This window comes from Pseudomonas sp. DWP3-1-3b3 (assembly GCF_049896305.1).
GTDB classification, from domain to species: Bacteria; Pseudomonadota; Gammaproteobacteria; order Pseudomonadales; family Pseudomonadaceae; genus Aquipseudomonas; species Aquipseudomonas azotoformans_A.
This window is the reverse complement of sequence record NZ_JAFCUA010000009.1, coordinates 38,383-64,657: the sequence shown is the minus strand read 5'-3', so window position 1 is coordinate 64,657 and position 26,275 is coordinate 38,383. Positions and strand designations below refer to the sequence as shown.

General features: G+C 58.3%; 22 protein-coding genes and 1 pseudogene. 11 read left to right on the top strand and 12 right to left on the bottom strand.

Going from position 1 to position 26,275, the window contains the following annotated elements:
• Positions 1 to 110: 110 nt before the first annotated feature.
• The gene (locus ACP7BX_RS24270) at positions 111 to 1,049 is read left to right on the top strand and encodes a GlxA family transcriptional regulator (RefSeq protein ID WP_033901940.1); all 939 of its coding nucleotides are present in this window, start codon (positions 111 to 113) and stop codon (positions 1,047 to 1,049) included.
• A gap of 4 nt (positions 1,050 to 1,053) precedes the next feature.
• Here the strand turns inward: ACP7BX_RS24270 and ACP7BX_RS24265 are convergent, their stop codons facing one another.
• The 7 genes from ACP7BX_RS24265 to argH all read right to left on the bottom strand — a co-directional run bounded on the left by ACP7BX_RS24265 (position 1,054) and on the right by argH (position 7,833).
• Positions 1,054 to 1,419 (bottom strand): XRE family transcriptional regulator, encoded by a 366-nt coding sequence (locus ACP7BX_RS24265; RefSeq protein WP_426131586.1) that lies wholly within the window; start codon positions 1,417 to 1,419, stop codon positions 1,054 to 1,056.
• Between the two features lie 93 nt (positions 1,420 to 1,512).
• Entirely contained in the window at positions 1,513 to 2,460 is a 948-nt protein-coding gene (locus tag ACP7BX_RS24260; protein ID WP_426131587.1) for a hypothetical protein, read from the bottom strand.
• 54 nt (positions 2,461 to 2,514) lie between these two features.
• Entirely contained in the window at positions 2,515 to 3,684 is a 1,170-nt protein-coding gene (locus tag ACP7BX_RS24255) for an MFS transporter (protein WP_314534483.1), read from the bottom strand.
• An 86-nt stretch (positions 3,685 to 3,770) separates the two neighbouring features.
• Positions 3,771 to 4,592, bottom strand: coding sequence for an ABC transporter substrate-binding protein (locus ACP7BX_RS24250; RefSeq protein WP_314534481.1), 822 nt, complete (start codon positions 4,590 to 4,592; stop codon positions 3,771 to 3,773).
• Between the two features lie 26 nt (positions 4,593 to 4,618).
• Positions 4,619 to 5,383, bottom strand: a complete 765-nt coding sequence (locus ACP7BX_RS24245) for an amino acid ABC transporter ATP-binding protein (RefSeq protein ID WP_010208290.1) — start codon at positions 5,381 to 5,383, stop codon at positions 4,619 to 4,621.
• Between the two features lie 24 nt (positions 5,384 to 5,407).
• A complete protein-coding gene (locus ACP7BX_RS24240) occupies positions 5,408 to 6,286 on the bottom strand; it encodes an amino acid ABC transporter permease (protein ID WP_314534478.1) in 879 nt (292 codons plus the stop codon).
• Between the two features lie 119 nt (positions 6,287 to 6,405).
• The gene (argH, locus tag ACP7BX_RS24235) at positions 6,406 to 7,833 is read right to left on the bottom strand and encodes an argininosuccinate lyase (protein ID WP_426131590.1); all 1,428 of its coding nucleotides are present in this window, start codon (positions 7,831 to 7,833) and stop codon (positions 6,406 to 6,408) included.
• 193 nt (positions 7,834 to 8,026) lie between these two features.
• Between argH and ACP7BX_RS24230 the strand changes: the two genes are divergently transcribed.
• The 3 genes from ACP7BX_RS24230 to vapC all read left to right on the top strand — a co-directional run bounded on the left by ACP7BX_RS24230 (position 8,027) and on the right by vapC (position 10,094).
• A complete protein-coding gene (locus ACP7BX_RS24230; protein ID WP_426131592.1) occupies positions 8,027 to 8,986 on the top strand; it encodes a LysR family transcriptional regulator in 960 nt (319 codons plus the stop codon).
• 471 nt (positions 8,987 to 9,457) lie between these two features.
• Positions 9,458 to 9,697: a type II toxin-antitoxin system VapB family antitoxin gene (gene vapB, locus ACP7BX_RS24225; protein ID WP_080589294.1), complete on the top strand. Its 240-nt coding sequence runs from the start codon at positions 9,458 to 9,460 to the stop codon at positions 9,695 to 9,697.
• A complete protein-coding gene (vapC, locus tag ACP7BX_RS24220; protein ID WP_426131595.1) occupies positions 9,690 to 10,094 on the top strand; it encodes a type II toxin-antitoxin system tRNA(fMet)-specific endonuclease VapC in 405 nt (134 codons plus the stop codon). The genes vapB and vapC overlap by 8 nt, the downstream gene beginning before the upstream one ends.
• A 25-nt stretch (positions 10,095 to 10,119) precedes the next feature.
• On the opposite strand, the gene ACP7BX_RS24215 is transcribed toward vapC, so the two are convergent.
• The 4 genes and pseudogenes from ACP7BX_RS24215 to ACP7BX_RS24200 all read right to left on the bottom strand — a co-directional run bounded on the left by ACP7BX_RS24215 (position 10,120) and on the right by ACP7BX_RS24200 (position 13,067).
• Positions 10,120 to 10,764, bottom strand: coding sequence for an HAD-IB family hydrolase (locus tag ACP7BX_RS24215; RefSeq protein WP_426131597.1), 645 nt, complete (start codon positions 10,762 to 10,764; stop codon positions 10,120 to 10,122).
• Positions 10,765 to 10,837: 73 nt separating this feature from the next.
• A pseudogene (locus ACP7BX_RS24210) lies at positions 10,838 to 10,997 on the bottom strand (HNH endonuclease); the annotation flags it as partial.
• A 65-nt stretch (positions 10,998 to 11,062) separates the two neighbouring features.
• Positions 11,063 to 12,313: a ribonucleotide-diphosphate reductase subunit beta gene (locus ACP7BX_RS24205; protein WP_005790649.1), complete on the bottom strand. Its 1,251-nt coding sequence runs from the start codon at positions 12,311 to 12,313 to the stop codon at positions 11,063 to 11,065.
• A 484-nt stretch (positions 12,314 to 12,797) separates the two neighbouring features.
• Complete coding sequence (locus ACP7BX_RS24200; RefSeq protein WP_033902233.1) at positions 12,798 to 13,067, bottom strand: DUF2790 domain-containing protein; 270 nt, start codon at positions 13,065 to 13,067, stop codon at positions 12,798 to 12,800.
• Between the two features lie 397 nt (positions 13,068 to 13,464).
• Between ACP7BX_RS24200 and acs the strand changes: the two genes are divergently transcribed.
• From acs to argR, 7 genes are all read left to right on the top strand, one after another.
• Positions 13,465 to 15,420: an acetate--CoA ligase gene (acs, locus tag ACP7BX_RS24195; protein ID WP_033902234.1), complete on the top strand. Its 1,956-nt coding sequence runs from the start codon at positions 13,465 to 13,467 to the stop codon at positions 15,418 to 15,420.
• Positions 15,421 to 15,981: 561 nt separating this feature from the next.
• Entirely contained in the window at positions 15,982 to 16,767 is a 786-nt protein-coding gene (locus ACP7BX_RS24190; RefSeq protein WP_038848991.1) for an ABC transporter substrate-binding protein, read from the top strand.
• Positions 16,768 to 16,858: 91 nt separating this feature from the next.
• Positions 16,859 to 17,548 (top strand): ABC transporter permease, encoded by a 690-nt coding sequence (locus tag ACP7BX_RS24185; protein WP_010208305.1) that lies wholly within the window; start codon positions 16,859 to 16,861, stop codon positions 17,546 to 17,548.
• Entirely contained in the window at positions 17,545 to 18,243 is a 699-nt protein-coding gene (locus ACP7BX_RS24180) for an ABC transporter permease (RefSeq protein WP_016979807.1), read from the top strand. Before ACP7BX_RS24185 ends, ACP7BX_RS24180 begins: the two co-directional genes overlap by 4 nt.
• 1 nt (position 18,244) lies before the next feature.
• A complete protein-coding gene (locus tag ACP7BX_RS24175; protein WP_426131600.1) occupies positions 18,245 to 19,357 on the top strand; it encodes a M14 family metallopeptidase in 1,113 nt (370 codons plus the stop codon).
• 27 nt (positions 19,358 to 19,384) lie between these two features.
• Positions 19,385 to 20,149, top strand: a complete 765-nt coding sequence (locus ACP7BX_RS24170; RefSeq protein WP_005790637.1) for an ABC transporter ATP-binding protein — start codon at positions 19,385 to 19,387, stop codon at positions 20,147 to 20,149.
• A 116-nt stretch (positions 20,150 to 20,265) separates the two neighbouring features.
• Positions 20,266 to 21,246 (top strand): transcriptional regulator ArgR, encoded by a 981-nt coding sequence (gene argR, locus ACP7BX_RS24165; protein ID WP_033901304.1) that lies wholly within the window; start codon positions 20,266 to 20,268, stop codon positions 21,244 to 21,246.
• 4 nt (positions 21,247 to 21,250) lie between these two features.
• Here argR and ACP7BX_RS24160 read toward each other — a convergent pair whose 3' ends face one another.
• Positions 21,251 to 26,272: a dermonecrotic toxin domain-containing protein gene (locus ACP7BX_RS24160; protein ID WP_426131603.1), complete on the bottom strand. Its 5,022-nt coding sequence runs from the start codon at positions 26,270 to 26,272 to the stop codon at positions 21,251 to 21,253.
• Positions 26,273 to 26,275: the final 3 nt, after the last annotated feature.

Sequence of the window (26,275 nt, the reverse complement as noted above, 5' to 3'; positions counted from 1 at the left end):
GTTGCTCCAGAAGGGCCGGGGAAGGGCGGCCTTGTTGGAGACAAGATTATGGGTGTAATGTATTGGCTGCAATGTCGTATATCCCTCCTTTCGGGACATGAGGTTTCGCCATGGTATCTATCGGTATTCTGCTGTTTCCCGGGTTCCAGATGCTCAGCCTGGGCACCAGTACCGTGTTCGAATTCGCCAACTTCGAGTTGGACCAGCCGTTCTATCGCGTGGACCTGTTGTCGGAACATGGTGGGCCGATCAAAAGCTCCATGGGCTTCGCCATCGCTACCATGCCCTTCGGCCAACAGCACTACGACACACTGTTGGTGGTGGGAGACAACGAACTGCTGCAAGCAACGCCCGGCATGCTCACTTACCTGCAGCAAGCCATGCTCACTTCGCGTCGCGTGACATCGGCCTGCACCGGCTCCTTTTATCTGGCCGCCGCCGGGTTGCTAGAGGGCCGCAAAGCGACGACCCATTGGTATCACGCCCACACCTTTCGTCAGGCCTACCCGAATGTACGGCTGGAGGAAGACCGGATCTTCACCGTCGATGGCCCGCTCTGGACCTCCGCCGGCCTGACTGCCGCCCTCGACCTGGCCCTGGCCTTGGTCGAGCATGACCTGGGTGTCGAGGTTGCACGTGCAGTAGCGCGTAAATTGGTGGTTTACCATCGACGCGCAGGTGGCCAGTCACAGTTTTCCGCACTGTTGGAGATCGATCCCAAATCCGACCGCGTGCAAACCGCACTGGTCTACGCTCGGCAGCACTTGCAGGACGATCTCTCAGTAGAGCAGTTGGCTGAAGTCGCCCACCTGAGCCCGCGCCAATTCAGCCGATTGTTCCGTGCCGAAACCGGCCAGTCACCCGCCAAGGCTATCGAGCGGTTGCGCATCGAGGCAGCCCGCCTGCTGCTTGAATCTGGCGATCACTCCATTGACATCATCGCCCGCGAAACCGGCTTCGGCGACCCGGAGCGCATGCGCCGCGCCTTCCTGAGGGCCTTTGGCCAACCGCCGCAGATGATGCGTCGGGCGCTGCAACTGCAGGCTTGAGGCTCTATGCACCACTAGGTTTAAGGGGGGCCGACGTTGCCCCTATCAAGCGAGAGAGGATGCCTTGCGCTACAGGCTCTGATTCTTCGGTGTCAAACCGGCGCACACTCATCCCCCACCCCGGCGCAAACCCTGGGAAGAACACCAGCCCTTCAGCCTCCAACCGAAACGCCAAGGCCAGGCGGGTTTCATCACCTACGTCATGATGGTGTTCAAACTGTTGAACCGCTTCAACCGCCACGCCGGCCTGGCAAGCCAGGTCTTCCCGGCTCCAGCCCAGCATCGCGCGGGCCTGAACGCTGTGTTTGGCGGTGAATTGATGCAGGACGATCTGCTGTTCTACGAAAGAGCTCATTGCCAGAGAGGACATGGGTTTTCTCCAGGTTCGACGGGGGAGGACAAACTATACTGTGTTTTTGTACAGTTGTTTTGACCGCTCATCAACTGGATTGTCGCGGACCCGCTATTCCACCCCTGGCGCCTCCCGAATGATCAGATGGTCCAGATTTTCGATGTTCGCGCTGAAGACCCCGAACGTTTGCTCGGGGTTCTTCTTGCTCGGCACCTGTTTCAGTTCCGGCGTCACCCCATAGAAGAAGCAGTACAACGCGCGCTCACTGTCCACTGCGGCCTTGATCTGCTCCAGGAACGCTTTGCGCTTGCGGTAGTTCTCAATGAGTTTTTTGCTCAGGTACACGTTGACCGAGTAGGGCCTCTTGTCGAGCCACACCTTCTTTTCGAAGTCGATGCGAAAGCTGCTGGTGTAGTCCTTGATCGCCTTGATCTTGCCCCAGTAGATCAGGCCCTTGTTGTCCTGCAGGTATTCGATCTTCTTGAAAAACGTCCAGTAGGTTGCGGTGTGCTCACCGATCTTCAACGGCATGGACTTGAGCTTGTCCTTGTCGTCGCTGTTAGACACGAAACATTCCACGGGGTGGGCGAACACGCTGGTTTTGTCTGGAGTGCTGTCACTGGTGCTGTGGGAGGCATAGCTTCGATTTGAAGGCGCCTTCACGGGATCGGGTGAGATGTTTCCCTCTACCCCGACAAGCGGCGTTTTGCGTTCGTACTGACGACGGGTGAGTACAAACTCCGATGGGAAATTGTCCTCACGCTCGTCGTCATTTTCCCCTGTCGCAGTCTTGTGCGTGCTGGCGTAACGGCAACCGTCGATATGCCGGGTGCTGGTCTTGTTCTTGAAATGCGGCGTGCGCAGGTAATTGACGTTTTTGGCGTTGAAGGTGCTCAGTGCGTTGCCGGTATCAAACGCCGCGCGACACTCATCATTGGGGCAGAGGAAGCTGTCCTTGTCTGAATCGAAGTCGGTTGTTTCGTCGAAATTCAGGTCTCGTACGTCGTAGATCGACAGCTTGTCATCGAGACTCAGGCTGTAGGCCGTGTCGAATTTCATGGGGCTCGGGTCCGTGAGAGGTTTCGCTATTAATAGCGGGATCTTGCGTAAATATCAGCAAGAACCTGCAACCCGTCGCCCGCTCAAGAAACACAGCGTTCCGCCCACCGCCGTCAACCCGGCCAGCGCATAAAACATCGTGGTCGGCGGTGAGTTGATCAATAGATAGCCACAAATCACCGGGCTCAGCGCGCCGCCAAAGGCCGCCAGGTTCTGTGCGCCGTAGTAACTGCCCCGCAGCGACTCGGGGGCGAGGGTGTCGATAAACAGGAACTCGGATGGGAAAATAATCATCTCGCCCAACGTAAACACGAACATCGCCACACACCATGACAGCAGGCTGTCAGCCTGGCTGAAGCCGATCAGGCCACCGATGAACAGCGCAGTGCCCAGCAGGATCCAGTAGCGCAATTGCTCGCGCTTGAGGAAGCGGCCGATCTGGTATTGCAGCAACATCACGGTAATGGCGTTACAGGCTAGGACCGCGGAAAGAATCTTCAGCGCATCATCCGGGTTGTGAATCACCAACAGAAATTGCGACAGGTACAAGGTATAGCGGCCATGCACGATGGTGCTCAACAGGCTGCCGCCGGTGAACAGCACCAGGCTGCGGTCGTTGCGCAGGGTTTTCAGCGTGGTGAGAAAACTCAAGGGTTTGCTGCTTTCATCACGCTGGGTGGGCGGGATGCCGATCATCAGGAACACGCTGATAAACGCAATGGCGCTGGACAGCATGAACGGCAACAGGGGCATCTGCCCAGCAATCACCACGCCGACCATAGGGCCCGTGGCATAGCCGATATTGGTGAGGGTGTAGCGCAGGGAAAACACCTTGGCGCGCTGCTCAACCGGCAGGTTCTCGCTGATGATCGCCTTGGAGCCGATCAGGAACAGCGCCGATGCCGACTCGGTAATCACCAGCGTCAACGTGGTGAGGTAGAGGTTGGTGGCAAAGGTCAGTAACAGAAAACCGATGGAGCTGGAGAGCATCGCCAGGATCAGCAATTTGCGCTTTTCCATGCGGTCGATGACGTAGCCGCCGTACAGGCCCATCAAGGTGGCGGTAAACACCGCGATGCCCATCAGCAAGCCGATGTCCTGCTGATCGAGGCCCAGGCGTCGGCTCAGCAGCAAAGTCATCAAGGGACTGGTCATGGCCCGGCTGATGACGATAGTCAGCGAGCAAATCATCAGGCGGCGGATTACCAGGGAGTAGGTGGCCACGGCGGGGCGAGTGTCCTTATTATTTTTTCAACGCAACACACATCAAATGGGGGAGCAGGCAAGCCCACTCCCCCATTTAGATCGGGTTACTGGCCAGAGTTGATGGTGATCTTCTCTACAGCACCTTGCTCCAGATCCCACTTCTTCAGGATCTTGCCGTACGTGCCGTCATCGATCATGCCCTGTAACGCTTCACTGATCGCGGTGACCAGTTCAGTGTTGCTCTTCTCGATCCCCAGCCCGGTGAATTGCTTGGAAATCGCCAGGCCCACCGGCTTGTACTTGCCCTTGTCCAACGACATCAAATAAGGAATGGTCTCGCTGCCCTGCATCGCCGCATCCAACCGGTTCTGCTGCAACTGCGCCCGCGCGTCCGCCGAACCTTCAGTGCCGATCACCACGATCGCCGGCTTACCCGCCGCTTCGCAGTTTTCCTTGCTCCACGCGGCGATTTCCGACGGCCAGGTGGTACGGCGGCTGGTGCCGACTTTTTTACCGCACAGGTCAGTCAATGCCTTGAGGTCTTCACGCTTGGCCAGGGTGTACAGCTGCGGGCCGCTGGTGAAGTAGTCGATGAACGTCACGGATTTCTGGCGTTCGGCGGTGTCGGTCATGCCGGACAGCACGATGTCCACGCGCTTGGTGGTCAGGCCGCTGAGCATCTGCTCGAAGCCGGTTTCCTGCCACTTGATCTTCACGCCCAGGCGCTCGGCCAGGGCGTTGCCGAGGTCGAAGTCCAGGCCGGTGATCTTGTTGGTGGCCGGGTCCTTGAAATCCATCGGCGGATAGTTCGGCACGATGGCCGCGCTGATCTCACCCTTGTCCTTGATGGCCGCCGGCAATGCCGCGAATACACAGGTGGAGGCCATCAGGCCTGCAAGCACGGTTGGGATAAACAATCTTTTCATTGGGGGCGTTCTCGTTTGTTTTTTAGTTAAGTGCGAACGGCAGAAATAAAGCTTTGGGTACGTGGGTTTTGTGGGCTTATTAGAATTTCTTCGGGGCTGCCGGCTTCCACAATCTGACCGGCATCCATGAACACCATGCGGTTGGACACTTCACGGGCGAAGCCCAATTCATGGGTGACCACGATCATGGTCATGCCGGTGGTGGCCAAATCGCGCATCACCGACAGCACTTCGCCTACCAGCTCCGGGTCGAGGGCTGACGTGGGTTCGTCAAACAGCATCAATTTGGGGCGCATGGCCAACGCGCGGGCAATCGCCACACGTTGCTGCTGGCCGCCGGACAACTCCACCGGGTAAGCATTGCGCTTGTCCGCCAGGCCGACGCGGGCCAGCAGTTCCAGCGCATCTTCGATGGCCTCCTTGGGTGAGCGCTTGAGCACCTGGCAGGGGCCTTCGATGATGTTCTGCAACACAGTCATGTGCGGGAACAAATTGAAGCGCTGGAACACCATGCCGGTCGCCAGGCGCTGGCGGGCGATCTGCGATTCATTCATCTCATGCAGCTTGTTGCCGACGACGCGGTAACCCACCAGTTCGCCGTCGACCCACAGGCCGCCCTTGTCGATTTTTTCCAGCTGGTTGACGCAGCGCAGCAGGGTGCTTTTACCGGAACCCGACGGGCCGATGATGCACATCACTTCGCCTTGCTCGACCTCGATATTGATGTCGCGCAGCGCGTGATACTGGTCGTAATACTTGTTCAGGTTGACGGCCTTGACGATGCTTCTCATGGGGCAAATCTCCTCAACCCAGGCTTACGAACGCTTGCCGGCGCCGCGGGCAAAACGACGCTCGAGGCGGCTTTGACCAAATGAAAGAACAGTCACCACCGCCAGGTACCAGATGCCGGCCACAATCAGCAGCTCCATGACCCGTGCGTTGGCGTAGTAGATGTTTTGCGCGTTGTGCAGCAGCTCCGAGTACTGGATCACGCTGGCCAGGCTGGTCATTTTCACCATGCTGATGAACTCGTTGCCTACAGGCGGAATGATCACGCGCATCGCCTGCGGAAGAATGATCCTACGCAGCGCCTGCAGGCTCGGCATGCCGATGGACTTGGCGGCTTCGTATTGGCCGGTATCCACCGACAGCAAACCCGCGCGCACCACCTCGGCGGTGTAGGCGCCCTGGTTGATGCTGAGGCCGAGCAGGGCGGCCACGAATGGCGTCATCAGGTCGACGGTGTCGATGCTGAACAGGCCGGGAATCGCGATCACCGGGAAGATCAACGCCAGGTTGAACCACAGCAGCAGTTGCAGGATCAGCGGCGTGCCGCGGAACAGCCAGGTGTAGGTGATGGCCACGTAACGCAGGATCGGGTTGGCCGACATGCGCATGATCGCCGTGATCACCCCGATCACCACGCCCAGCGCCATGGCCAGGATCGACATGACAATGGTGTTCACCAGACCCCACAAAATGGCCTCAGACGTGAGGAACTGCCCGATGTAGGACCATTCGATTTGACCATTGGCGAATGCACGCAACAGCGCGGCCAACACGATCACGATCACGGTGGCAAAAAACATCCGCCCGTAATAGCGACGCGGCACGTGCTCATACTGCGTGATATCGAACTGGTTCTCGGACAACTTGCGCTCGGCTTCCAAGCGCTCTGCCGGGGTTTGGTTCATGGTGAATCTCCAAAAAAAGCGACTACCGCTGTACTCGGTCCAACTGTTAAAACCCGATCCAATGTGGGAGCTGGCTTGCCTGCGAAAGCGCCCGGCCAGACACCTCATCACCCACAGGCTTAAATGCGAAATCCCTGGTAACTCTCTGTCCATTTTTGCTGTTCGGCCAATGCCACTTTCAACCGCCCAATCTGCTCCCGAACCCGCTCCGGCGCCGTCCCACCCCAACCACTGCGGGCGGCAATCGCCGCTTCCAATGTCAGGCAGTCGCGCACCTCAGGCGTCAACCGAGCATCCACCTCCGCCAACATCGCCGGCGATGCTTCCCACAACTCAATCTCATGCTTCTCACAGGCCTGCACCAAGGCGCCGGTAATCTCATGCGCCTCTTTGAACGGCACACCACGGGTGGCCAACCAATCCGCCACCTCAGTCGCCAAGGTAAAGCCCATTGGCGCCTGACGCCGTAGCTCTTCCACCTGCACCTTCATGGTCGCAACCATTCCCGCCATCGCCGGCAACACCAGCAGCAAGGTATCCACACTGTCCAACACACTGTGCTTGTCTTCACTCAAATCGCGGTTGTACGACAGTGGCAGCGACTTGAGCGTCGACATCAATCCCGTCAGGTTGCCAATCAACCGCCCCGCCTTACCTCGCGCCAGTTCAGCGATATCCGGGTTCTTTTTCTGCGGCATGATCGAGCTGCCAGTAGCGTAGGCATCGTCCAGCACTACCCAGCGAAATTGCCGCGAAGACCACAGGCAAAACTCTTCGGACAGGCGCGAAATATTCACCCCGAGCATGCCCGCGACAAACAGGAATTCCGCCACATGGTCACGGCTGGCGACGGCGTCAATGGAGTTTTCGCACGGCCCGGTGTAGCCCATTTCCTTGGCGGAATGTTCCGGCTGACGGGCAATCGCGGAACCGGCCATGGCGGCGGCACCCAACGGCGACAACGCCGTGCGCGCATCCCAATCCACCAGACGTTGTACATCCCTCAACATCGACTGCGCGTGAGCCAGCAAGTGGTGAGCAAACACAATCGGTTGCGCTTGCTGTAAATGGGTAAAGCCGGGGCAGATGCTCTCGATATGCTGCTCGGCCTGTTCCACCAACGCCTGCTGCAAACCCAGCACCTCGGTGGTGATGGTGCGCGCATGGTCGCGTAGGAAAAGGCGCACGTCATTGGCGGTCTGGTCATTACGCGAACGCCCGGCGCGCAGCTTGCCGCCCAGGGCGCCGAGGCGCTCGGTCAATACTCGTTCGATGAAGGTGTGCACATCCTCGTCATCCAGGGTTGGATGCAGGTTGCCGGCAGCGAAATCTGCGCCAATATCGTCCAGCGCCTCTAGGGTGCGCAGGGTTTCCGACTCGTCCAGTAAACCGGCGCGCTGCAACTCACGGGCATGGGCACGGGAGCCGGCCAGGTCGTAGGGCGTCAGGCGGAAATAGCGCTCAGGGCAACGGGACAATGCGGCCAATGCAGCAGACGGACCGGTCTTGAAACGAGCGCCCCAAAGGCGGTCGGTGGGCTGGGACATGGGTATTCCTCACGCTTGTTTTTAGAAGAGTCGGAGGCAGTAAAAATAAGTTTTCAACTAGACTGAACCAGCGTCTGACGCGCCGTATTCAAGGTTGCCAAGGGCGGATGTTTATGTTCATTATCGCCGCCTGGCTATGTTCAAGGATTGGGTTGAAGCCTGTTGAATATGGCACTTGAGGTCAACGCGTATTATGGAAACCCCACTTTCCACTTCTGGAAACCTACCGCCAAAACCCGGCTCAAGACCGCCCCTGCAACTGAGCGGCCTGGACTTCAAATTGCTGCGCGTGTTCATGGCCGTTGTCGAAGCGGGCGGCTTCAGCGCCGCGCAAAACGAGCTGAACGTGGGCCTGGCGGCGATCAGTAAACAGATCTCCGACCTGGAAATCCGCATCGGCATGCGCCTGTGTACACGGGGGCGGGAAGGGTTCGGGCTGACCGAAGAGGGCAAGTTGGTATATCAAGCCTCTATCGAGTTATTTACCTCGGTGGACAGTTTTCGCGACAAGCTTAGTTCGGCGCAAAACGAGCTTATTGGCGACCTTAGTGTCGGCGTTATTGATAACACCGTGTCCGACGTTAATTCCCCGCTGATTACCGCGTTGGGGAAATTACATAGCGAATCGCCCAAGATTAGATTGCGCCTACATGCCTCGCAATTGGACGAAGTTGAACGCGGCGTGGTGGAAGGGCGGCTGATTGTCGGCATCGTGCCGGTGTACCAACGCCGCGAAGAATTCGACTATTTCCCACTGTACGAAGAAAAGGCCCACGCCTACTGTGCTGTAGGACATCCACTGTTCAACGCGAGCAACATCACGCCCGACGTACTGCGCCAATACGAAGTAGTGAACCACCGGTATGCGATCCACCGCGACAAGGTCAACTTCGTCACTTACGACAGTCAGTCCGCCTCAGCGTCCCAGGTCGAAGCCGTCGCCATTTTGATCCTCACTGGTCGTTTCCTGGGCTTCTTGCCAGAACACTACGCTGCGCCACTGGTAGGGGAAGGGCGCCTGCGCGCACTGTGCCCGGAGCAAGTTCACCTGAGCACCGCCTTCAACCTCATCCTGCGCCATAACGCCCCCAGAAGCCCGATGGTAAAAGCCTTCGCGACGGCGCTGGGCGTAGACCTCAAAACCACTGTCTGATCAACCTGTGGTGAGCGGGCTTGCCCCGCGCTGGGCTGCGCAGCAGTCCCAAAAAAAACGCCGCATGCTGTCGGACAGAATGCGGCGTTTGGTTTTAGGCCGCTACGCGCCCCGAACACAGATCAACCGGCTGACAAAGATCAAATGTGGGAGCAGTCGAGCCCCAGCGAGGCTGCGAATGGATCGCCTCGGTTTCCCTGTCGGGCCCACGACCTCATATCGCCTCTCTACGGACCGTTATCGTTTTTCACGTGGATAGCCAATTTGTTAGCGAATTTCAGAGCGCATTAGCGTTCTCCTGATCGTAGGAAGCAGCTATCAGGAGGGGTGAATCGGATGATTGACCCCTAGTCCCCCAAGCTAGTGCGCTAAGAACAGACATTCGTCGGATGGTTGCCATAGAGCTATGCAATAGAGCATCCTCGAACTATCATTCTTCCTAGTCTTTCCCTACCCAGAGAGGTGTTCTCTATGTCTTCTGGAACCATCTTTACTAACAATCGGACGCAAAATATCCGCATCCCTGCCGACATGCGTTTTCCTGCGGGAGTGAAAACTGTCGAGGTCCGTGCTGTAGGGAGAGAGCTGATTATTTCGCCTGTAGAAAACACTTGGGACAGCTTTTTTCTTGCCAGTGAATCGGTATCTGAGGATTTTATGGAGGAGCGTGCCGATCAAACCCAGCAAGAACGAGAGTCCTTTGATGATTAAGTACATGCTTGATACCAACATCGTGATCTACATCATCAAGCGTCGGCCGATCGAGATATTGGAGAAATTCAACGCCAACGTAGGGCGTATGGTGATCTCTTCAATCACACTCGCAGAGCTGATGCATGGCGCAGAAAATAGTCAGCTTGTAGAAAAAAACATGCGAGCCGTGGAAGACTTCTCTTCCCGGCTCGATGTCCTTAGCTACGACGACAAGGCGGCTTTTCACTACGGCTCGATCCGTTCAGACCTGGAGAAAAAGGGCACGCCTATTGGCGTCAATGACCTACACATTGCCGGGCACGCTAGAAGCTCTGGCTTGGTGTTGGTGACTAACAATGAAGGTGAGTTCAAGCGCGTAAATGGCTTGATTGTGGAAAACTGGATAGGCGCCTAGCGAGTATCTGCCAACCCCACCCGCATCACCGCTGCAACCGAGCCCGCTTCTTCTTCGCATGAAAATGCCGAAAATGCGCATCCTGCGCCGCCGCCAACAACTCCCGATCCCCACGCGTATCGCCCCAGGCCCGCAGCCGATACTCGCCCAAATCCCCATACACCGCCTCAAGCCGCAGCACCTTGTTTTCACAACGGCAGTTGTTCCCGGTGAGCTTGCCGGTCAACACCCCGTCGACCACCTCAAGCTCAGTCCCGATCAACTTGATCCCCAGCCGATTCGCAAACGGCTGCAACACCAACGCCGGCGACGCCGAACACAGCGTAACCTCCGCCCCGGAGCCCAACTCCTGCTCCACCGACAACACCCCCGTCGACCGCATCAACCGCGCCCAGGTCTTCTGGCAATACTCCTCGGCCTTCTGCTGCACCCACGCCTTCTCCACCCCGGTCATAAAGGTGCGGATCAACTGCGCCTTCAACTCATCCCGGCTGATCTGCCGCACCAAAAAACGCAGCCCCGGCACTGCCAGCTTGACCATACGGCCATAGAACTCGCCAGGGCCAAAGGCAAACTTGAGGAAGGGCACGAAACTGTCGTGGTGGGTCAGGGTGCCGTCGAAGTCAAAGACGGAAAGTACTTTGGCGTCAGCGGGGCCGGCTTCGAGCATGTCTGGGTTCACGGGTTGGCCTCGGTCCTATCTGGTATTTTTTTGAGTGTTCATCAGGTGTGACAGCGGGAGTTTACTCCCGTGCCAATCTTCCGACTTTGGCGTAAAGCCACTTCAGTGAAGGCATTCCGATCACTACGCTGATGGCAATTGGGGCACAAGGCTACAGCATTGGTGATGCGATCCGAACCCTTTGGGGCGAGGTGGTCAGCTTGATGTGCTTCAAGAAGTGGCGATTCACCGGGCATAAAAAAGCCCTGAACGTGTCAGGGCTTAATGGGGTTGATGAGCTCCGGAATCAATCCCAGCTCAGCGCGCCGCCAGTCTGGTACTCAATCACACGAGTCTCAAAGAAGTTCTTCTCTTTCTTCAAGTCCATGATCTCGCTCATCCATGGGAACGGGTTAGTCGTCCCTGGATACTCTTCCTTCAAGCCAATCTGCGACAGGCGACGGTTAGCGATGAACTTGAGGTAGTCCTCCATCATCGCCGCGTTCATACCCAGCACGCCACGCGGCATGGTATCGCGCGCATATTCAATCTCCAACTGAGTCCCTTGCAGGATCATCTGGGTCGCTTCTTCCTTCATCTCGGCATCCCACAAATGCGGGTTTTCGATTTTGATCTGGTTGATCACGTCGATACCGAAGTTCAGGTGCATCGACTCATCCCGCAGGATGTACTGGAACTGCTCGGCCACGCCGGTCATTTTGTTGCGACGGCCCATGGACAGGATCTGGGTGAAGCCGCAGTAGAAGAAGATGCCTTCCAGCACGCAGTAGTAGGCGACCAGGTTGCGCAGCAGCTCTTTGTCGGTTTCGACGGTGCCGGTTTCGAACTTCGGATCGGAGATCGAACGGGTGTATTTCAAACCCCAGGCGGCTTTTTTCGCGACCGACGGGATCTCGTGGTACATGTTGAAGATCTCGCCTTCATCCATGGCCAGCGATTCGATGCAGTACTGGTAGGCGTGGGTGTGGATCGCTTCTTCGAAGGCCTGGCGCAGGATGTACTGGCGGCACTCCGGGTTGGTGATCAGGCGGTACACGGCCAGCACCAGGTTGTTGGCGACCAGGGAGTCGGCGGTGGAGAAGAAGCCCAGGTTGCGCATGACGATGCGACGTTCGTCGTCGGTCAGGCCTTCGGGGTTTTTCCACAGGGCGATGTCGGCGGTCATGTTGACCTCTTGCGGCATCCAGTGGTTGGCGCAGCCGTCGAGGTACTTCTGCCAGGCCCAGTCGTACTTGAACGGCACGAGTTGGTTGAGGTCGGCGCGGCAGTTGATCATACGTTTTTCGTCAACGGCGACGCGGGCGGCGGAGCCTTCCAGCTCTGCGAGGCCTTCGGCGACGTCGAGTTTGTCGAGGGCGGCCTTGGCGCGCACGATGGCGGCGGAGTCACTGGCGGTGACGGCGCGGGCTTCGATGGCGGCGGCGGCGCCAGCACCGTCGAGGCGGTCCATGTTGGCTTCGGTGGCGTGGCCGGCGTTGGCGCCTTTGGTGGCTACTTCGCCTTCTTCTTCTTTGTCGAATTCGTCCCAGCTCAGCATGACGTGTCGTCTCCTGCGTGAGGGCTCAAAGGTGCCCGTGTGAAACCGGATGGTTGGGTGTTCACACGGCCCTGAGGCCGCGGTGGATCTTAAGGAATCGTTTGTTGCAGCTAGCGCACGCATTAAACGGAATAGGGTTACGGGTGGTCTGCGTGAGGCTTGAGGTGCGGAGCGGTAGGTGCTTGCTCCCGCGGGAGGCCTCAGGTCTGGCTCTTCATCCCAGTGTAAAGGGATATTGCAGGCCCGATTTACCCGCGCATTATAGGGAAAAAATCGACTTTGTGTTGTGGCGGATGGTCACGGATCGCAGACAAAAAGCCTGCTTTTCAAGCCAAGACGCGGGTTTGCTGGGGTTGGCCGGAGGGACGAGCGGCGGGATTTTTTTCGAGGGGGCACAGCGAGGTGAAGAGGAGGCGGGTTCTTAGCCGCAAGAACGATTTCTTGCGGCGAATAAGATCAGGTTCAGATCGAACGCATCAGGTTATTACCCGTTAGAGCAACCATTGCCCATCACGTGGTAATTAAGAATATGACGCTGACCTTGTGAGTCTTCATATTCCATCTTCACCGGTACAACTTCGCAGACTTCCGGGATAGTGCTCATGGACAATACTTTGGCCACATCCAAGTGGGTGCTGTAAGTGTAGTCCTCGACGATCGGGGTGTTGCGGCTAGCTACGTCAGTCGGGGCTTCGTCGGCCAGGGCGGCGGTGGCGCACAAGCTGCTGAGGGCCATAACTACTAAAGCTTTCATTTCTCTATTTACCTTATTCAGGGCGAGTGGGGTCACGGGGCCCTTGTGAGGCCGCGTGTGTAACTTAAAAGTTGGGAAGTTCGGATTAACGTTGCCTTCGTGGGGGCTGTTGCGTTGTTAATCACAGTGCCTTGTTGGCGGAGTTGATTTTAGGCCTCCAGGTTATATTCATATACCCGTCCTTTTGATAAACACTATTGGCGGTTTTTGTAACAATCCCGTGGTAAAGCTTTTTTCACAAAGCCGCGAAGCGCCGCAGCCTGCGGGCTAGAGGTGCACAAGGGGATATCAGGGCAATTTGTAGGGGCTTGTTACTACCATCGTCGAATGGTTCTATAGGTCGGCCCCGGCTACAACAGGGCCATACAAAAACAACTATGTCACCGAGGTAAGAAAGATGAGTGCGGCTTCCCTGTACCCCGTTCGCCCCGAAGTAGCAGCCAACACGCTGACCGACGAGGCGACCTACAAGGCCATGTACCAGCAGTCGGTGGTCAACCCCGATGGCTTCTGGCGCGAGCAAGCCAAGCGCCTTGACTGGATCAAGCCTTTCACCACGGTGAAGCAGACCTCGTTCGACGATCACCATGTCGACATCAAGTGGTTCGCCGATGGCACCCTGAACGTTTCCTACAACTGCCTGGACCGTCACCTCGCCGAGCGCGGTGACCAGGCCGCCATCATCTGGGAAGGCGACGACCCTGCCGAGAGCCGTACCATCACCTACCGCGAACTGCATGAAGAAGTCTGCAAGTTCGCCAACGCCTTGCGCGGCCAGGATGTGCATCGCGGTGACGTGGTGACTATCTATATGCCGATGATCCCCGAAGCCGTGGTCGCCATGCTGGCGTGTACCCGCATCGGTGCGATCCATTCCGTGGTGTTTGGCGGTTTCTCGCCGGAAGCCCTGGCCGGTCGCATCATCGACTGTAAGTCTAAGGTGGTGATCACCGCCGATGAAGGCATCCGCGCCGGTAAGAAGATTCCGCTGAAGGCCAACGTCGACGACGCCCTGACCAACCCGGAAACCAGCAGCATCCAGAAGGTCATCGTCTGCAAGCGCACCAATGGCAACATCAAGTGGAACCAGCATCGCGACATCTGGTACGAAGACCTGATGAAAGTCGCGGGCACTGTGTGTGCGCCAAAAGAGATGGGCGCCGAAGAAGCGCTGTTCATCCTCTACACCTCGGGTTCCACCGGCAAGCCCAAGGGCGTGCAGCACACCACCGGCGGCTACCTGCTGTATGCGTCCCTGACCCATGAGCGCGTGTTCGACTACCGCCCAGGCGAAATCTACTGGTGCACCGCCGACGTCGGTTGGGTCACCGGCCACACGTATATTGTCTACGGCCCGCTGGCCAATGGCGCGACCACGCTGCTGTTCGAAGGCGTGCCGAACTACCCGGATATCACGCGGGTGGCGAAGATCGTCGACAAGCACAAGGTCAATATCCTCTACACAGCACCGACTGCCATCCGCGCCATGATGGCGTCCGGCACTGCGGCGTGCGAAGGCGCAGACGGCAGCAGCCTGCGCCTGCTCGGTTCGGTGGGCGAGCCGATCAACCCTGAGGCGTGGGACTGGTACTACAAGAACGTCGGCCAATCCCGTTGCCCGATTGTCGACACCTGGTGGCAGACCGAAACCGGCGGCAACATGATGAGCCCGCTGCCGGGCGCCCATGCGCTCAAGCCGGGTTCGGCGGCACGGCCATTCTTCGGCGTGGTGCCGGCGCTGGTGGATAACCTGGGCAACCTGATCGAAGGCGCTGCCGAAGGCAACCTGGTGATCCTCGATTCGTGGCCAGGCCAGGCACGTACGTTGTACGGCGACCATGATCGCTTCGTCGACACCTACTTCAAGACCTTCCGTGGCATGTACTTCACCGGTGACGGTGCGCGTCGTGACGAAGACGGTTACTACTGGATCACCGGCCGCGTGGACGACGTGTTGAACGTGTCCGGCCACCGCATGGGCACCGCCGAAATCGAAAGCGCCATGGTTGCCCACCCGAAAGTCGCCGAGGCTGCCGTCGTCGGTGTGCCCCACGACATCAAGGGCCAAGGCATCTATGTGTATGTCACGCTCAAGAACGGCGAAGAGCCTAACGAAGCCCTGCGCCTGGAGCTGAAAAACTGGGTGCGCAAGGAAATCGGGCCGATTGCTTCGCCGGACGTGATCCAGTGGGCACCGGGCTTGCCGAAGACGCGGTCGGGGAAAATCATGCGCCGTATCCTGCGCAAGATTGCCACGGCCGAGTACGACGGGCTGGGGGATATCTCCACCCTGGCGGACCCAGGTGTGGTCGCGCATTTGATTGAGACGCACAAGACCATGAACGTCGCGTAAGGCGCAATAGTCAGATAAAGCCCCATTTGGCGTAGGCCGGGTGGGGCTTTTTTGTGTTCAGGGCAGGTTGTTGTGGTGAGTGATATCTGATCGGAGGCCAATAAATATCGGTTTCTCTCGTAGGAGGTTTCTGAATGTTACCGTCGAACGCAAATGTGTAACCCGTCGCCCAAACATGAGGCAAAGTGCTACGCCCATGCCCCGAAAAACCGCGTTTTAGACACGCCGCTAAATAAGATTAAACGCCAGACTTGCCGTGCTAGAAGGGTTTGCGAATAATAGGCCCGCAATTTGCAGCGTCTACAGGTTTAATGTCTTTTGTCTCTGCATAAAAAACAGAGGCTGTCAATGAGCTGGAACCGCTTTCTCGGTGCTTCTGTAAATTGTTGTCGCATTGAGGAAATATCGGCTTCCGGCCTGTCGTTAGAATGCCGATCACTCGCTCGTCGTCTCCAGTGTGTAACTGGTGTAGGACGCAGCACCGCAATTCGGTTTCCCTTAAGTCGCATCGTGGGCCATGGCTCATACTGCTGTTTTGCCCTATACCGATGGAGTCCCAAGATGAAGAAACTCGTGCTGTTGGGCGCCCTGGCGCTGTCCGTGCTGTCCATGCAGGCTTTCGCTGAAGGCAAGCCCCTGAAAATTGGTATCGAAGCGGCTTACCCTCCGTTTGCCTCCAAAGCCCCCGATGGCAGCATCGTTGGTTTTGACTACGACATCGGCAACGCCCTGTGCGAAGAGATGAAGGTCAAGTGCACTTGGGTCGAGCAAGAGTTCGACGGCCTGATCCCAGCGCTGAAAGTGCGCAAGATCGACGCGATCCTGTCGTCCATGTCCATCACGGAAGACCGCAAGAAATCCGTGGACTTCACCAATCGCTACTACCTGACCCCAGCACGCCTGGTATTGAAGGAAGGCACTGCGGTCAGCGACAGCCTGGACGAACTCAAAGGCAAGAAAATCGGTGTACAGCGCGGTTCGATCCACGATCGTTTCGCCAAGGAAGTCCTGGCCCCTAAAGGCGCCACGGTTGTGCCTTACAGCTCGCAGAACGAAATCTACCTGGACGTGGAAGCCGGTCGCCTCGACGGCACCGTGGCTGACGCCACCCTTCTGCAGGAAGGTTTCCTCGACACCCCGGCCGGCAAAGGCTACGCGTTCACCGGCCCATCCTTCACCGACGTCAAATACTTCGGCGACGGCGTAGGCATCGCGGTTCGCAAGGGCGACAAGGAAAACCTGGACCGCATCAACGCGGCTATCGCGGCGATCCGCGCCAGTGGCAAGTACAAAACTATCCAAGACAAGTATTTCAACTTCGACATTTACGGCCCTGAAGCCAAGTAAATCGTCTTAGCGGTCTGTCCGAAATGGCGCAAGCAACAGAATTCCTGAGGTTTGCGCCATTTTTTCATCCCCCTTTTCGAGGACCTGAATCATGTTGAAAGGCTACGGGGCCGTCATCCTCGATGGCGCATGGTTGACGCTTCAGCTCGCCTTGTCGTCCATGGCCTTGGCCATCGTTCTGGGTCTGATCGGGGTCGCGTTGCGCCTGTCGCCGGTGCGCTGGTTGGCCTGGCTGGGTGACTTGTACTCCACGGTGATCCGCGGGATCCCCGACCTGGTGCTGATCCTGCTGATTTTCTACGGCGGTCAGGACCTGCTCAACCGCGTCGCGCCGATGTTGGGCTACGACGACTATATCGACTTGAACCCCTTGGCCGCCGGTATCGGCACCCTGGGTTTCATCTTTGGCGCCTACCTGTCGGAAACCTTCCGCGGCGCCTTCATGGCCATTCCCAAGGGCCAGGCCGAAGCCGGCCTTGCGTATGGCATGAGCAGTTTCCAGGTGTTTTTCCGGGTGATGGTGCCGCAGATGATCCGTCTGGCGATCCCCGGTTTCACCAACAACTGGCTGGTCCTCACCAAGGCCACTGCGCTGATTTCGGTGGTGGGCCTGCAAGACATGATGTTCAAGGCCAAGCAGGCGGCAGATGCCACCCGCGAGCCTTTTACCTTCTTCCTCGCGGTGGCGGCAATGTACCTGGTGATTACCAGCGTGTCGTTGCTGGCCTTGCGTCATCTTGAGAAGCGCTACTCGGTAGGCGTAAGGGCGGCTGATCTATGATCTTCGACTACAACGTCATCTGGGAGGCCATGCCGCTGTACCTTGGCGGCCTGCTGACCACCCTGAAACTGCTCGCCATCTCGCTGTTCTTCGGCCTGCTTGCCGCCTTGCCCCTGGGCTTGATGCGCGTGTCCAAGCAGCCGATCGTCAATGGCGCGGCCTGGCTTTACACCTACGTGATCCGTGGCACGCCGATGTTGGTGCAACTGTTTTTGATCTACTACGGCCTGGCCCAGTTCGACGCCGTGCGCGAAAGCTTCCTGTGGCCGCTGCTGTCCAGCGCGACGTTCTGTGCGTGCCTGGCGTTTGCGATCAACACCAGCGCCTACACCGCCGAAATCATTGCCGGTAGCCTCAAGGCCACGCCTAATGGCGAGATCGAAGCGGCCAAGGCCATGGGCATGTCGCGCTACAAGCTGTACCGCCGCATCCTGCTGCCCTCGGCCCTGCGCCGCGCACTGCCGCAGTACAGCAACGAAGTGATCATGATGCTGCAGACCACCAGCCTGGCCTCCATCGTCACCCTGATCGACATCACCGGTGCCGCGCGCACGGTGAACGCCCAATTCTACTTGCCGTTCGAAGCCTATATCACCGCTGGCGCGTTCTACCTGTGCCTGACCTTCATCCTGGTGCGCCTGTTCAAGTTGGCCGAGCGCCGCTGGCTGAGCTACCTGGCTCCACGGAAGCACTGATATGGAACGTATCGATCATCGGTTGCCCTGGGGGCATTTGGGTTGCGAGCGCCAACTGAGCGTATTCCGTTTCGGCCAGGGCGAGCGTAAGGCCTATATCCAGGCCAGCCTGCACGCTGATGAATTGCCCGGTATGCGCGCCGCGTGGGAGCTGAAAAAGCGCCTCACCGAACTGGAACAGCAAGGCGCGCTCAACGGCGTGATCGAGTTGGTGCCGGTCGCCAACCCGATGGGCCTGGGCCAACTGCTGCAAGGCAGTCACCAGGGACGTTTCGAGGTGGGCAGCGGCAAGAATTTCAATCGCGACTTCGTGGAGTTGAGCGAGCCGGTTGCCGAGTTGCTCAACGGCAAGCTGGGCGATGATCCCCACGCCAATGTGCGTATGATTCGCCAGGCCATGACCGATGTGCTCGCCGCTTTGCCCGCGCCAGGCAGTCAATTGCAAGGCATGCAGCGGGTTCTGCTGAGCCATGCCTGCACCGCAGACATAGTCCTCGACCTGCATTGCGACTGCGAAGCCGCGCTGCACATGTACGCGCTGCCCCAGCATTGGCCGCAGTGGCGTTCGCTGGCGGCGCATTTGAATGTGAAAGTCGGCCTACTGGCGGAAGACTCCGGCGGCAGCTCGTTCGATGAGGCCTGTTCAACACCTTGGTTGCGCCTGTCCGGGTTGTTTCCCGAGGCGCAGATCCCCTTGGCGTGCCTGGCGACTACGCTGGAGTTGGGCGGTCAGTCAGACACCGGGCGTGATGAGGCGATCTTCCATGCCGAGGGCATCCTGGCGTTTCTGGCCGAGCAAGGCATGATCAAGGGTGACTGGCCGGCGCCGCAGCACGAGCCGTGCGAGGGTATGCCCTTTGAAGGCACCGAAATGTTGTTCGCTCCCCATGCTGGCGTGATCAGCTTCCTGCGCGCGCCGGGCAGTTGGGTGGAAGCCGGCGAGCCGATTTTTGAAGTGATTGATCCCTTGTCCGATCAGGTCAGCATTGTCTGCGCCGGCACGGCCGGGGTGTTGTTTGCCGTTGAACGGCTGCGTTATGCCCAAGCAGGTTTTTGGCTGGCCAAGGTGGCGGGACGCGAAGCCCTGCGCCATGGCAATTTGCTGAATGACTGACCCACTGTTTTTGTGAGAACCGACCGCATGTACAAACTTGAAGTCCAAGACCTGCATAAACGCTATGGCAGTCATGAAGTGCTCAAAGGTGTGTCCCTGGCCGCCGCAGCCGGTGATGTGATCAGCATCATTGGTTCCAGTGGTTCGGGCAAAAGTACCTTTTTGCGCTGCATCAACCTGCTGGAGCAACCCCACGCCGGCAAGATTCTGCTCAATAACGAAGAGCTGAAGCTGGTCGCCAACAAGGACGGCGCCATGAAGGCCGCCGATCCTAAACAGCTGCAGCGCATGCGGTCGCGCCTGTCGATGGTGTTCCAGCACTTCAACCTGTGGTCGCACATGACCGCGCTTGAAAACGTGATGGAAGCCCCGGTGCACGTGCTGGGCATGTCGAAGAAAGAAGCCCGTGAAAAGGCCGAGCATTACTTGGCCAAAGTCGGCGTGGGTCATCGCAAAGATGCGTTCCCCGGTCATATGTCCGGCGGCGAGCAGCAGCGCGTAGCCATCGCTCGCGCCCTGGCGATGGAGCCTGAGGTGATGCTGTTCGACGAACCCACCTCGGCCCTCGACCCGGAACTGGTTGGCGAAGTGCTCAAGGTGATGCAGGACCTGGCCCAGGAAGGCCGCACTATGGTGGTAGTGACCCACGAAATGGGCTTTGCCCGTGAAGTGTCGAACCAGCTGGTGTTTTTGCACAAAGGCATCGTCGAAGAGCGCGGCAACCCGCGTGAAGTGCTGGTGAACCCGCAGTCCGAGCGTTTGCAGCAGTTCCTTTCCGGTAGCTTGAAATAATCAAGACTGCCGTTGTGCACTGATATAGGGCATGCTTCGCGCTTTGCGCAACATGCACTATGTTGGTGGTTGCCACTTTTGGCCTTAACACTGTTACTCGCTTCGGATAGCCCTCCATGACCGCCCATCGCATTGGTTTCCTGATTTGGCCCAGCACAAAAGCACTCACGCTTGCGCTGGCTGAGGAGGCCTTGCGCGTTGCCCAGCGGGTGCATCCGGACGTGGTCTACGAGCTGTCGTTCCTGCAAGCCGAACCTGCGACCGAAGGCGCCTGGCAACTGCCGGGAGAGCCATGGGCCGGCAAGCTTGAAGGTTTCCAGAAGCTGTTCCTGCTGGCAGATGAACCACCCACTGTCATCGCCTCGCAACTGAGCACTGCGCTCAAGCAGCTTGTCCGGGCCGGTTGTGTAATCGGCGGTTTGTCGGCCGGTGTCTACCCGCTGGCCCAGCTCGGCCTGCTCGACGGCTACCGCGCCGCCGTGCACTGGCGCTGGCAGGACGATTTCGCCGAGCGTTTCCCCAAGGTCATCGCCACCAGCCATCTGTTCGACTGGGACCGCGATCGCCTGACCGCTTGCGGTGGCATGTCGGTACTCGACTTGCTGCTGGCGGTGCTGGCCCGTGACCACGGCGCTGAGCTGGCCGGTGCAGTCTCTGAGGAACTGGTGGTGGAGCGCATCCGTGAAGGCGGCGAGCGCCAGCGTATCCCGTTGCAAAACCGCCTGGGTTCCAGCCACCCCAAGCTGACCCAGGCCGTGTTGTTGATGGAAGCCAATATCGAAGAACCGCTGACCACCGACGAAATCGCCCAGCACGTCTGTGTGTCGCGACGACAACTGGAACGGATCTTCAAGCAATACCTCAACCGCGTTCCCAGCCAGTACTACCTGGAACTGCGCCTGAACAAGGCGCGCCAGATGCTCATGCAAACCAGCAAGTCGATCATCCAGATCGGCCTGTCGTGCGGCTTCTCCTCGGGGCCGCACTTCTCCAGCGCCTACCGTAATTTCTTTGGCGCCACGCCCCGTGAAGACCGCAACCAGCGGCGTAGCAGCAGCCCGTTCGAGTTGTCTTCGGTGCCTTCCGAGCGCGGCTGAGTTTTTATTCCTCTCCCTCTCCCTCTTCTTCGGATTGAGTGTCGCTGAGCGTCGCCGCGGGCTGTCGTGCTTCAGGCACGTCAAAGTCCACTGCTGTACGACGGTAATAATGGCGCAGCTTGGCGATCGTCTCGGCAGAGAAGGGGTTGCCGCTGAGATTAAAACCATCAGCCCTGTCAGCGTCCAGCTCAAAGAGATCGTCAGGAAGCTCGGTTATTTGGTTGTTGCTCAAGTCCAGTATCTCAAGCCGTGGCAAGTTGAGTACTCCGTGGGGCGGCTCAGTGAGGCCGGCATTTTCGATCATCAGAGTCTCCAGGTCGGATAGTTTGCTGACGTCGGGGGAAATTCCCAGGCCGGTGTTTTCACTCAAATCCAGGTAGTGAAGCGTGTGCAGGTCGCTCAAGTCTGCGGCGCTCTTTTGCGTCAAACGGACATTGCTTTGAGTCAGGGTGAGTCGCTTGAGCTTCGCCAGGTTGAATACGTCGGCAGGTATGTCTTGCAGTGCATACCTATGGATAAACAAACTTTCCAGATTGGGGAAACGCTGGAGAAATCCCGCCGGGATCGATGTGGTGTTTTCGCCCCGTAGTTCCAGCCTTGAAACATGCTCGAAATCAACCCTAAGTACCGGCAGGTCGCCGAGTAACGGCACGGTTAACGTCATGTCGTGGGAGTTTGCAGAGGGACCTTGCTCTGAATCGAGGCTGGTTTCCCGTCGCCAACCTTCCTCCAGCGCTGCCTTGAAGCGGTCTCGCAGGATTTGTTGTCGCGCCTGCATGTCTTCGTCCAGAGGCGCGCCATCGTGCTGTCTGGGTACGTCGGCCGCCCATTCTCCCAGGTCCGATTGCAGTCGCTCGTAGTCTGCCTTCAGGCTTGCCAGTATTGCCATTGAGTCGTCCAGCCCACCGGGTAGCCTGAAAATAAAGTTGTTGGCTTCATTGGTGGTATAGGTGGGGTAGAGCTCATGGACCAGCCTACGCTCGGCAGGATGGGCGTCTGCGCCAAAGTGTTCGCCGGTTCTCTGGCAATAGCTTTTGATGCTCTCAAGCGTTGCGCGTGAGAGTGGGTTGCCCGATAAGTTAAGGGTTCTGGCGATTTCCCGGGGCACGTCGAAGAGAGTGGCGGGCAACCTCCTTATGTAGTTGTTGCTGAGGTCGGTACTCGTCAACTGAGGGCGGTTGAGTAGGCCTTCGGGGAACTGAGCAATGTTGGTTTGGCTCAGGTTCAGCGTCTGCAAGTGGTTCAAGGGCCTAAGGTCGGGGGGGAGTGATAGTTGGTTGTTGTTAGAGAGGTCCAGATGTCGAAGCCCGGTCAACGTGGCAAGGTTTGTACGGTTTGGAATGGATAGATGGAGGTTGCAATTGCGCAGCGTCAGGCTGTTGAGATGGGGCATCCCTATAACCTCGGGGGGAATGGTGATGAAGGCAATATCGCGGATATCCAATGTGCGCAGATTGGGAAAGCTCGCCAGGAAGGCGGGTGCGTTCCGGGTGGTGTGGTATCCCTTCAGATTAAGGGTGGAGATGAATTGGAAGCGCTTATCCAGTGTCGGAAGTTCGCCGTATGCTGCATCGAGGTGCAATAGGTGGCCTCCGCTAAACGTCGGGTCCGGTGGGGTTTCATGACGCCAGGCGCCGAGCAGTTGTTGGCGCCATCTCCAGCGGGTGAGTCGCTGATCGACGACTGTCTGGGGAGGGAGCGGTATTTCGGTGTCAAGGAAGGTGCTCGGAGTATTTCGGTACCAGGCCGAAAGGGCATTTTCAAAGCTTAAATAGTCAGCCTTCAAGTCTTGAAGCGTTCGCAGTGGCGAGCCGGGCTGGCTTCGCATGAAGTCCAACGCGCTGTTTATTTGTGCTGGGCGCAGCCAGGGGTACAGCTCATGTAACAGCTGAGCCTCCAGATTGCCGCTGTCTGCTGCGGTGGCACCGTAGCCTTCCATGCCGCCGTGCAGGCGCATCAGGTTCGGGTCGTACATGGGTTTGCGCACGGGGTGTTCGGCCAACAGAGTGCCCAGCGCTTCACGCGTCAATGTGTGTTGACGCAAGGTCTGCCTGAGCAGCGGCCCCTGGGCGATGTGAATGCCCAGTGCGTTGCGTTGCGCATCCGGCAGCGCCTGGAGGACGGCAGTGTAGAAGTCGGTTTCTCCAAACAGCGTGCCTTTGCCGTCCTCGGGAATGTAATCGCCCTCGACAGTGCGCACGAGGGTGCGTTGCAGGGGCGCCTGAGGGCTGCCGATAGCATCTCGCACCGTGCCGGTACGGCTGAAGTCGGTGACGACCAGGCGCACCTGCGGCGACCATCCCGGCAGGTTTTCCAGTGAGTGCAGAGCGAGCCGGTGTGAGTCGTTGCTTGCCAGCGCCTCCATGTATAGCCCTTCATAGGCTCGACTGATTCGCACTTCATGAGCGGCCCAGCGTGCGCGCTCAATCACCGATATGGGGATTTTGCCGGCGTCGACGTCCAGCAGTTCTTGGCCGGTGGCGCCGCGTAGTATTTCTTCGGCCATGCTCGTTGGCAGGCCAGAGGTGGTGTCGATGATCTTTTGCTGGCGTGCGTCATCGGTTATTTCCGCTTTTCGATAGCGTGAGTCAAACAGGCTGGCGCGTTTGTCGTGGGCTTGGCGTGCCAGGCGTTTGCGTAGTTTGGCAGTGCGCACAGGCATCTGGGTGATGGGTGTGCCGAAGTCTTCTTCCAGCAAGGTTTTGCGCTCTGACTCGTTCAAGGTTTCCAGCAGGGTTTTCAACAGGTCGCCGTTGTTCATCTGGGCTTCGTGTATTTGCGCCACGGCGGCGTTTTCTTGGCCTTGATGCTCCCAGACGGTTTTCCCCTTTGCGTTGAGAAACCGCAGGGTCTTGGTTTCGGGCCACAAGCCGGTCTGGCTCAGCAACCACAGTTGGGTCTGTGGATCGGCCTTGTGATAGATCAGAGGGTCGTCACTGTTCATCTGGTCGATGAAGTCTTGTAATTGCTCATCGATCCTGACGCGCTTGAGTGCGTCGACCAGCAGTGGCGGCGGTGGTTGATGATCCAAATGCATTTTGCGCAGTGCGCCATCGCTGGTTCCGCTGATGCGATGGGCCAGTTCAAGGCCCGTCTCGCTGATGGCCTCGGCCGCAGGGCCGAGGCGGCGCAGCAGCGTGGTGCGGTTCCACGTCAGCGGGCGATCTTGTGGCATCAACCAGGCCCCCTTGCCATTGCTGGTTATGCGCGGACGGTGGGCGTGCACGCGGTTGGGGTGTGCAAGGACCCTGTCGCCCGATTGTTGCGTGACGGAAAAATGCTGCCCGTTGAGCGCCAGGATCTGTTTGCCTGCGTGGGCATGCAGCCCCTGCTGGTCAGGGCGAGAGCCGACGGCCAGCTGAATGTCATGGGCGTAGGGGGCAGGTTCAGGGTTCCACAGGCGGGTTTTACCGTCGGTGGTGACCTGCGTGAGTGAATCAAAAAAGCCCCACAGTTCCTTTGGCAGCTTCTGTCGCAACAGGCCCTCGGCAATCGGCGCACCGATCGCAAACATACCCAGTTGAACCATTTGCTCAAGGATGGACATCAGGTGTTCGAATGCTTGGTGTTTGAGGCCTTCGGCCCAATCGACGATGCCTTCTATAACCTCATCGAGCAGTTGATAGGCGGTATAGCCGAGCATCAGCAACCCCAGTGGTGGAATGAAGGGTGTGGCGATGAACGCGGCGATTTCGAGAATGGCTTTACCGATTTTTTGCACAACGTCCCAGCGCCGCCAGCGTGCCTCGCTATCGGCGTCGGCGGTGGGTATGGCGATCGCCCGCGCATCATTGAGCAGCTTGTCGAGTTTGCTTTCGTACAGGTGCTCGTACAGGTCGCCGCTGATTTTTTCTGCGTCGAACTGCAAATGGGGGCTGGTGATCGGCTCGTCGCGCCAGGTGGGCCGCGGGTCACCGACGACGTGCTCGTGCCAGACCACTTGTGATAAGCGGCTGTTGAGATCGGCAAAGAAATAGCCACGGTGTTCATGGTTGACGAAACGGCTGAAAAACGCCTGGTAGTCAGGGTTGCGCAGCTTGTTGGCCAGGTCTTGCATGAACGCTGTGCTGTGGCGGTAATGCTTGAGGGGAGACTGCGGGTCGCCGGGAATGTAGGCCACCACCGGGACAGCACTGCGCGCCAGCTCCAGGTCGGCGGCGAACAGCACGATGTCGCTCATCGGTGCGTTCATCAGGCTCAGGCGGTGGCTGAGCAGTGTCTTGCCGGCAAGCTCGGCGTCAAGGTTATTCAGGTGCAGATTCAATGCATGATCGACTGCGGGCGACACATCCTTTTTCAGTCGCGCCATTTTCAGGGCGGCCCGCGCTTCGGCTTTCAGGCTCTGGATGACCTTGTTGCGCAACTGCAGCTTGAGTGCAGCGTCCTGGAAACCGAAAAACTGCTTCAGGTAGCGCTGGTACTGCGCGCCGATATCCAGCTGGCGGCATAACCCGACGAATTGCGCGATGCTGATTTGGTCGCGCACCTCGGGCAGTGTGTCGAACTGCCCGGTAGCGGACGGTTGGGTAATAAAGGTCGATTCTGTGGTGTAAGCCGTTGATTGGCTTTCACTCGCGTCGAAGTTGTGCAGTGCCGCCTCTACCAGCGACACGGTCCAGGACTTCACGCCGTCGGACTGGATGGGGAGCAAGGGCAGGGTGATCGGGGTGTACAGGCGCAGATAGGTGGTGCTGACATCGGCTTCAACATCAAATTGCGTCTTAAGTGCCTGTTGCAATAGCGGTGCGGCAAAGGCCTGGGGGGATTGTAAGGTTGCGAGGGCGCTATCGACCTGGTTTTGTGCCTCCCAACTGGCCTGTATTGCCCGTTGGAGGGGGGCGTGCTGCGAGCGATTGGCAGCGCCATACCAATCGGCGAATTTAAGTGGGCTGTTTTTCAAGGCTTGGCGCTTTTCGCTCGAAACGTTCGCCAGCCAGCTCGGAAGGCGGGTGTAAGCGCCGGTCGGTACTCTGTTCGCCGCATCTTTAAGGCTTTGAAGGAGAGGAGGTACGGTATTTGGGGGCATGTG

Bases quoted from the DNA above. Each gene is read 5' to 3' on its own strand.
- ACP7BX_RS24180 (WP_016979807.1), top strand. From the start codon at position 17,545: ATGATCTTCGACTACAACGTCATCTGGGAGGCCATGCCGCTGTACCTT.
- ACP7BX_RS24265 (WP_426131586.1), bottom strand. From the start codon at position 1,419: ATGTCCTCTCTGGCAATGAGCTCTTTCGTAGAACAGCAGATCGTCCTG.
- ACP7BX_RS24170 (WP_005790637.1), top strand. From the start codon at position 19,385: ATGTACAAACTTGAAGTCCAAGACCTGCATAAACGCTATGGCAGTCAT.
- argH (WP_426131590.1), bottom strand. From the start codon at position 7,833: ATGTCCCAGCCCACCGACCGCCTTTGGGGCGCTCGTTTCAAGACCGGT.
- ACP7BX_RS24250 (WP_314534481.1), bottom strand. From the start codon at position 4,592: ATGAAAAGATTGTTTATCCCAACCGTGCTTGCAGGCCTGATGGCCTCC.
- ACP7BX_RS24185 (WP_010208305.1), top strand. From the start codon at position 16,859: ATGTTGAAAGGCTACGGGGCCGTCATCCTCGATGGCGCATGGTTGACG.
- ACP7BX_RS24215 (WP_426131597.1), bottom strand. From the start codon at position 10,764: ATGCTCGAAGCCGGCCCCGCTGACGCCAAAGTACTTTCCGTCTTTGAC.
- acs (WP_033902234.1), top strand. From the start codon at position 13,465: ATGAGTGCGGCTTCCCTGTACCCCGTTCGCCCCGAAGTAGCAGCCAAC.
- ACP7BX_RS24175 (WP_426131600.1), top strand. From the start codon at position 18,245: ATGGAACGTATCGATCATCGGTTGCCCTGGGGGCATTTGGGTTGCGAG.
- ACP7BX_RS24160 (WP_426131603.1), bottom strand. From the start codon at position 26,272: ATGCCCCCAAATACCGTACCTCCTCTCCTTCAAAGCCTTAAAGATGCG.
- ACP7BX_RS24200 (WP_033902233.1), bottom strand. From the start codon at position 13,067: ATGAAAGCTTTAGTAGTTATGGCCCTCAGCAGCTTGTGCGCCACCGCC.
- vapB (WP_080589294.1), top strand. From the start codon at position 9,458: ATGTCTTCTGGAACCATCTTTACTAACAATCGGACGCAAAATATCCGC.
- ACP7BX_RS24205 (WP_005790649.1), bottom strand. From the start codon at position 12,313: ATGCTGAGCTGGGACGAATTCGACAAAGAAGAAGAAGGCGAAGTAGCC.
- vapC (WP_426131595.1), top strand. From the start codon at position 9,690: ATGATTAAGTACATGCTTGATACCAACATCGTGATCTACATCATCAAG.
- ACP7BX_RS24245 (WP_010208290.1), bottom strand. From the start codon at position 5,383: ATGAGAAGCATCGTCAAGGCCGTCAACCTGAACAAGTATTACGACCAG.
- ACP7BX_RS24230 (WP_426131592.1), top strand. From the start codon at position 8,027: ATGGAAACCCCACTTTCCACTTCTGGAAACCTACCGCCAAAACCCGGC.
- ACP7BX_RS24270 (WP_033901940.1), top strand. From the start codon at position 111: ATGGTATCTATCGGTATTCTGCTGTTTCCCGGGTTCCAGATGCTCAGC.
- ACP7BX_RS24190 (WP_038848991.1), top strand. From the start codon at position 15,982: ATGAAGAAACTCGTGCTGTTGGGCGCCCTGGCGCTGTCCGTGCTGTCC.
- ACP7BX_RS24240 (WP_314534478.1), bottom strand. From the start codon at position 6,286: ATGAACCAAACCCCGGCAGAGCGCTTGGAAGCCGAGCGCAAGTTGTCC.
- argR (WP_033901304.1), top strand. From the start codon at position 20,266: ATGACCGCCCATCGCATTGGTTTCCTGATTTGGCCCAGCACAAAAGCA.
- ACP7BX_RS24260 (WP_426131587.1), bottom strand. From the start codon at position 2,460: ATGAAATTCGACACGGCCTACAGCCTGAGTCTCGATGACAAGCTGTCG.